Below are 6,755 nucleotides of genomic sequence, written 5' to 3'. Positions count from 1 at the left end.
CTCTGTGGATATCAATAATGGTAAATTTACATTTTCCAATTGGAAATAACGCTGTTAAAATACTAATTTTATTTAACATTGATTGTACTGTAAAGTTTATTGAAATATCAAATTATGTTTTTGTGATAAAGCCTCGCCACGAAATAATGGTTATCATTATCATTTGCTTTTTAAGTATATGCAAAATTCAACATAATGTCAAATTATATATATTTTTTTATTCCCGTTTTTCAGTTAATCAACACTTATGATTAACTATTACAGTTTCAATCCTATAATAGTTATATCATCTCTTTGAGGAACATTACAAACTTTTTCTTTTATATTATTTTCAATAATATTTCTTTGTTCTTCCATTGGCAAGTGATAAATACCTTCAATAAGCGATATAAATCCACGCCTACCTATTCCACCTTTATTTTTCTCATAATTTTGATCTAGAAACCCATCAGTTGTAAAGTAATATATCCCCCCCTCAATGTAGGGAACTTCTACATCTTTATAGTGTACATCTTTCCCCCACGAATATCCCACACCATATCTAGAACCTTTTATAACCTGCGTATCCCCATTTGAAAAGATAAACATATTTAATTTAGCACCCGAAAATACCAGTCGCTTATTATTTTTATCAATACATAATAATGCTAGGTCAGCCCCATCTTTGATTTCAGAATCCTTTTGCTCTTGACCAAGTACATCTTTAATTCTTACATTAATTGTCCTCAATATATCAGCTGGTCTATCATATTTAAACTCTCTTGAGATTCCATCTAGTATAGAACTTACCATCATACTCATAAATGCTCCTGGCACCCCATGGCCTGTACAGTCAACTACAGCTAGGAGTGCATAGTTATCGTCCCCTTTACTCCAAAATATGTCTCCTCCAACTGTGTTACGAGGTTTCCAAATTGAAAAGCAATTTTCCCGGGAAATTCCAAGTCTCTGGCTAATATCTGGAATAATTGCATTTTGAATTTTACTAGCATACTCTATACTTTCCATAATAGTTTCATTTTTTACTTTTAACTCCATAGTTCTCTCTTCAACTTTTTTCTCGAGACACCTACTATACTTCTCAATAGTATCTGCCATATGGTTAAAACTTCTTCCAAGCTTTCCTATTTCATCTTCCGATACAACATTTATTCTTACTGACATATGCTTATTAGAAAAATCTTTTACAATATTATTAAGTAATTTTACGGGTTTTACTACCGTATTCACAAGTTTAAACATAATAAATAAAACTATAAACATTATCACCAAAAAAACTCCACCAAAACCTAAAAGAAGCTTTTGAAGCGGTTTTTTATACTCGGATTTATTTACAGCAATACCAAAATACCAATTATTTGAATTAATTTTGGTAAAACTAAAAAATTCTTCATTTCCCTTGTAGTCCTTCAATTCAATTCTATTATTCACATCTTTTGTAAGAAGATTATTAACTAATGTTTTGTACCCTTTCCAATGAATTTCATTTATAGATTTAAATCCATTTTTAGTAGGCAAAAAATTGGAATCAGGATGTGCAATAACTCTGCCTTTATTGTCTAAAAGCAATCCATAGCTATTGTCATTAATTTTAGATTCACTAACAACTTTTATTACTTTTTCAAGATAAATATCAGATGCAATTACACCAATTATCTTATTATCATTTTTAAGTGCTTTTGCAACTGTAATAACTAACTTATCTGTCATGAAATCTACATATGGTTCTGTAAAAACCACTTGATTTGATTTACATGCCGCTTTATACCAGGGTCTTGTTGTAGGATCATAGCTATCTGGAGACACCCATCCAACACCAGAAATAAGCTTTGGTTTATTACCTTCAAATGCAACATAAAAATCAATCGCTTCATCTCTATATATTTTCATTTTACTTGTTACAAGCTTTGATAAATAGTCGGAATTAAAGTTTCCAGAAGCTTCTATATCCTGAGATAGTGAATCAATTATAGATTGCTGAACACCAAACCAATGGTCTATCTCTGACGAATTTCTAAGAACAGCTTCATGAATCCTTTTGTCAGACAAATCAGAAGTTATATTATAAGATACAATATAACTAAAAATAGAAACAGGAAATGAGGAAATAAGACAAATAATAATCCCTATAATAATATATTTTACTTTTATACTTTTAAACTTTATCATAATAAAATTCCCCCATATTTTTTACACACTTATCCTGTTTCTTCCATTTTCTTTTGCCCTGTAAAGGGCCACATCAGCTCTATAAAGCAAACTCTCGGGGGAAATTTTCTCACTTGGAATAGTGGCAGCGATACCTATAGAAATGGTGACAACTCCATAATTTTCAAAGCCTTCATGTAAAATTTGCAGTTTTTCTACTTCCAACCTAATATTTTCAGCTGTATATTTAGCCTCTTCTAAATCTGTCTCTGGCATTAGAACAACAAATTCTTCCCCACCATATCTTATGACAATATCTCTTGGCCTATTAATGATTTTCTTAAGACATTTAGAAATGAGCTTGAGGCATTCATCACCCTGAATATGACCATATGTATCATTATAATCTTTAAATTTATCAACATCTAACATGAGTACTGATAAAAAATATTTATCCCTCGCACAAATTTTCCATTCTCTTATTAGAAGTTCATTAAAAAACCGCCTATTATATAAATTTGTCAGAAAATCTATTTTTGAAACTTCATCTAGTGAATGATATCTGTCAATTAAATCGGCACCAATTATATCTGACATTTTCACAACTCGCTTAGTTTGAGCAAGAAGACTTTTAAATTCCATAAAAAGCTCCTTATATAATACTTCATCTTTCTGAGTTTCAATGATTCCCATTTCTAGTATCTCTCTGGCCTTTTTTAATACTTCTTCTTCTTTTCTAAAAATTGAATCCATAATACCTATGCTCCCTATTTAACCAATATATTGAATTTTATAAATTCAACATCTTCCATAAATTCTTCTCCACACTCAATTGCCGTCTCATTTTCCTGTGCAGCTTTCCAATTAATTGTAATATTTTTACCATTGGCAACCGCTTGATCCAGCAGAGTAAAAAGCATCATATAGATTTTAGAAGTACTAGAATTAAAATAAATTATTTCGAATTCCACCTGTGTTTCTTCTTCCTCTATCTTTTCCAAATATTGTTCAATCCAGTTTATTACTGGTTTGTAAAATTTAACTGCATCTTCTGGAAAAGACTCTCCTGAAACAATTAACTTTCTCATTTCATAATTAAAATTAATATATGGCGTAGAGGCTGTTTTTTCAATTATTAGATTATTCATGTTCTATTACCTCCCCGGAACTGTAACTTTTATGGTAAAAAACGAAAACTCTTTATTCAGATGTTTAAATGAGTATTGAATAGGTTTTCCGGACTTTCTTGCCATTTCAATGAGTCCAAGCCCTGCTCCTTTGCTGCCTTCTTTAAATTCCATTTTTCTCCGCTCCTTATATAAAGCCTTTAATCGATCTTTTTCAAGTCCACTAACCTCATCAATCCTATCTTGAATATTCTGAACATCTTCATTGAAAATCTTATTGCCACAATATACATAAAATTCATCGTCTTCTTGTCCAATAACTAAAACGCCTACTCTAAGCTCTTTTTCAACCTGGGCATCCTTTACAACTGTATCTACAGAGTAATTTAAAATATTTTGCATTTGTTCAATAAAAATCGAAAATATTGCTTGTGAAATACCCATTCTCGTTTTTTCAATTTTCAAGTCTAATCTCAAAGTATGTCCTATTCCTTCAATAGTCTCCTGTGAAATTGGACCACAGTAACAAAATATAATTTTTTTATTTTTAATATTCTGATATAAATCATGGAGATCAAAAAGATTATTTACCATAAACAATTTCCCCCTTTAAAATAATTCCATCAAAATTTAAATTTTATATTAGCTTTAAAGAAAATTCTTTTTTAAAAAAATCAGATCTAATATCTATACATTATACCATTGATATGCATTTTTTTTCAATTTTTCGCATAACTAATACTAAACATTTATAAGTCTTCTGCATTATTTTTTCTAAATTAAAAATTTATTTTCTATTCTTATACTATTTTGAAACATAAAAAATGCATTGGTTTAGAACTCCGCTCTTTTTCCACCAACGCATTAAATGATATTTTTTATTTATACTAATCTATAGAATTTCTTCTAACAAATTTATATCCGTTATAGGTTCCCTGCATGTAAAGTTTTCACAAAGATATACAGTAAATTTTCCTTCAATCGCTATATAACTTTCAATAGACGGATACATTTGTTTTAAATCTTTATTTAAATGAGAGTATAAAAGTGAAATAGTAAATGGATTATATTTTTTATTTATTATTTCTAACACTTTTTTGACCTCATTTATGTTTTCTCCTGCAGATATAATAATTTGTCTAACAGGATATTTAGAAAACAATAATGCTGCTAACGAAAAAGAACATGATATTGGCGATGATTCTATTTCATCTGCAAAGTTTTCAAACAATTGTTTTACTTTATCTTGAAATTCATAATTTGTAGTTAAATAAGACAAACGAAGTAGATTTAATGCTGCTGCAGAATTTCCACAAGGAATAGCTCCATCATATATTTCTTTAGGTCTTATTATTAACTTTTCACTATCTTTTCCATAAAGAAAAAATCCTCCACCTTTACTATCCCAAAAAAGTTTCAAAAAATCCTGATTGAGTTCCAAGGCATTTTTTAAATATTCTGGATTATAAGTTGTCTCATATAATTCTATTAATCCCCATATTAAAAATGCATAATCATCTGCATAACCTGGAAAAGATGACTCTCCTTCACGATATCTGGCCAGTAATCTTCCATCCTCTCTGATTAAATTCTTGTAAATAAAATCTACAGCTTTTTTTCCCGCCAGAGTATATTTGCTATTATTTAATATTCTCCCTGCTAATGCCAAAGCTGCAATCATCAATCCATTCCAGGAAGTTAAAATTTTGTCATCTTTATGTGGATGAACTCTTTTTTCTCTGTACTTAAACAATTTATCCCTAGAATCTTTTATAAATTGTATATCTTCAGGCGGTATGGATTTACCTATTAAACTAGGTATGTTTTTTCCCCTAAAATTCCCTTGGGATGTTATATTGAAATAATAACAAAATTTACTTCCCTGTTCCTGTCCCAGTATATCTTTTATTTCTTTCTGGGACCACATATAAAATTTCCCTTCTTCTCCTTCTGAATCAGCATCTTCTGCAGAATAAAATCCTCCTTCTTTAGAGGTCATATCTCTTAAAATATATTCTAATATCTCCTCTGCTACTCTGGCATATTTTTTATTTCCCGTTACCTGAAAAGTTTCCAAATAAGCCATAACAATAAGTGCATTGTCATATAACATTTTCTCAAAATGAGGTATAAGCCACTTTCTATCTACAGAATATCTGCTGAATCCATATCCTATATGATCATACATCCCGCCTCTATACATGGACTCCAAAGTTTTTTCCACCATTTCCAGGGCAGCAGCATCCTTAGTCTTATAAAAATATCTTAAAAGAAAAAGCAGGTTATGAGTTGAAGGAAATTTAGGATATCCTCCAAAACCTCCATATACAGTATCAAAATTCCGTTTGAATTCTAAAAAAGCTTTTTTAAAAATATCTTTAGATAATTGTGCTGGCGAATTTTTATTTAAGGCATATATTATATCCAGCACACTATCTCCTTCTCTAACAAGTTCATCTTTATTATTTTTCCATTCCTTTTGTATATATTCTAATATAGCTGTTAACCCTAAAGCCTCTCCCATATTGTCTTTGGGAAAATAAGTTCCTGCAAAAAAAGGTTTCTGTTCAGGAGTCATAATAATTGTAAGAGGCCATCCTCCACTGCCAGTAATGGATTGGCAAACTTTCATATAGATACTGTCAATATCGGGCCTTTCCTCCCTATCCACCTTTACAGATACAAAATACTTATTTAATATTTCAGCAACTTTACTATCTTGAAAACTTTCCCTTGCCATAACATGGCACCAATGACAACAAGACTACTATAACCACTAATTTCAGGAATACCCAATAGATAGGAATATAGGCTTATCTTCTGCTTTTGCTTTGGCAAAGGCTTCTTCTCCCCAAGGATACCAATCAACAGGGTTATAAGCATGTTGAAGAAGATATGGCGATTTTTCTTTAGCCAATCTATTGGGCATTTCACTCATTAAGTTAGTCATTTTATCATTTCCCTTCTATAATATGATATTCCTTAGTATACCCTAAAAATAAAAAGGTACTACTTTTTATATAGCAGTACCCACTTGACTATTTACAATATATCCTTAAATAACTTGCATGTATCAATGCTTACTTTACTATTTTACTTATACGTAATTTCTATTTTTATTTCTTCATCTAACCTAGTGTATATATACTCTCTTCATAAGCATTGTCTTGTTTATCAAGTGCGATTTCCTTTTTCTTTAGTGTTTTTTGATCATATTTTAATATTTCCTCTATTTCTAACATTCTTTTTGTATCGACAGAATTTATTTCTACTTCTATACTTTTAATATGTTTTTCTATCATCTCATTTACTTTATCTATCACTTTAAATAATGATCCGCTTCTATTAGAGCATTTCACAAGTGTTGATTAACCAGTTTTTCACTTCAAACTATTAACATATTTTTGATATTATTTAAAAATAAATTAATGGATATATAGACTTCAATCTCAAGTCTATTATTTAAAAGCCTTCTTATAA

5 protein-coding genes and 1 pseudogene are annotated in these 6,755 nt (G+C 29.9%); all 6 read right to left on the bottom strand.

The window, feature by feature from the left end; translation table 11 throughout:
- Positions 1–258: 258 nt before the first annotated feature.
- Positions 259–2,169 (bottom strand): cache domain-containing protein, encoded by a 1,911-nt coding sequence (locus V7Q02_RS15590; RefSeq protein ID WP_333862004.1) that lies wholly within the window; start codon positions 2,167–2,169, stop codon positions 259–261.
- A gap of 21 nt (positions 2,170–2,190) precedes the next feature.
- Complete coding sequence (locus tag V7Q02_RS15585; RefSeq protein WP_333862003.1) at positions 2,191–2,901, bottom strand: GGDEF domain-containing protein; 711 nt, start codon at positions 2,899–2,901, stop codon at positions 2,191–2,193.
- Positions 2,902–2,915: 14 nt separating this feature from the next.
- Positions 2,916–3,296 carry a DUF1987 domain-containing protein gene (locus tag V7Q02_RS15580; protein ID WP_333862002.1) on the bottom strand — a complete coding sequence of 127 codons (381 nt, stop codon included), beginning with the start codon at positions 3,294–3,296 and terminating at the stop codon, positions 2,916–2,918.
- A 6-nt stretch (positions 3,297–3,302) separates the two neighbouring features.
- Positions 3,303–3,869: a SiaB family protein kinase gene (locus V7Q02_RS15575; protein WP_333862001.1), complete on the bottom strand. Its 567-nt coding sequence runs from the start codon at positions 3,867–3,869 to the stop codon at positions 3,303–3,305.
- A gap of 298 nt (positions 3,870–4,167) precedes the next feature.
- Positions 4,168–6,225: pseudogene (locus V7Q02_RS15570) on the bottom strand (thioredoxin domain-containing protein).
- Positions 6,226–6,403: 178 nt separating this feature from the next.
- Entirely contained in the window at positions 6,404–6,634 is a 231-nt protein-coding gene (locus tag V7Q02_RS15565; RefSeq protein ID WP_333862000.1) for a hypothetical protein, read from the bottom strand.
- Positions 6,635–6,755: the final 121 nt, after the last annotated feature.

Origin of the sequence: Clostridium sp., assembly GCF_036781005.1 — a bacterium.
Taxonomy (GTDB): Bacteria; Bacillota; Clostridia; order Clostridiales; family Clostridiaceae; genus Clostridium_B.
This window is presented reverse-complemented; position numbering and strand designations above follow the sequence as displayed.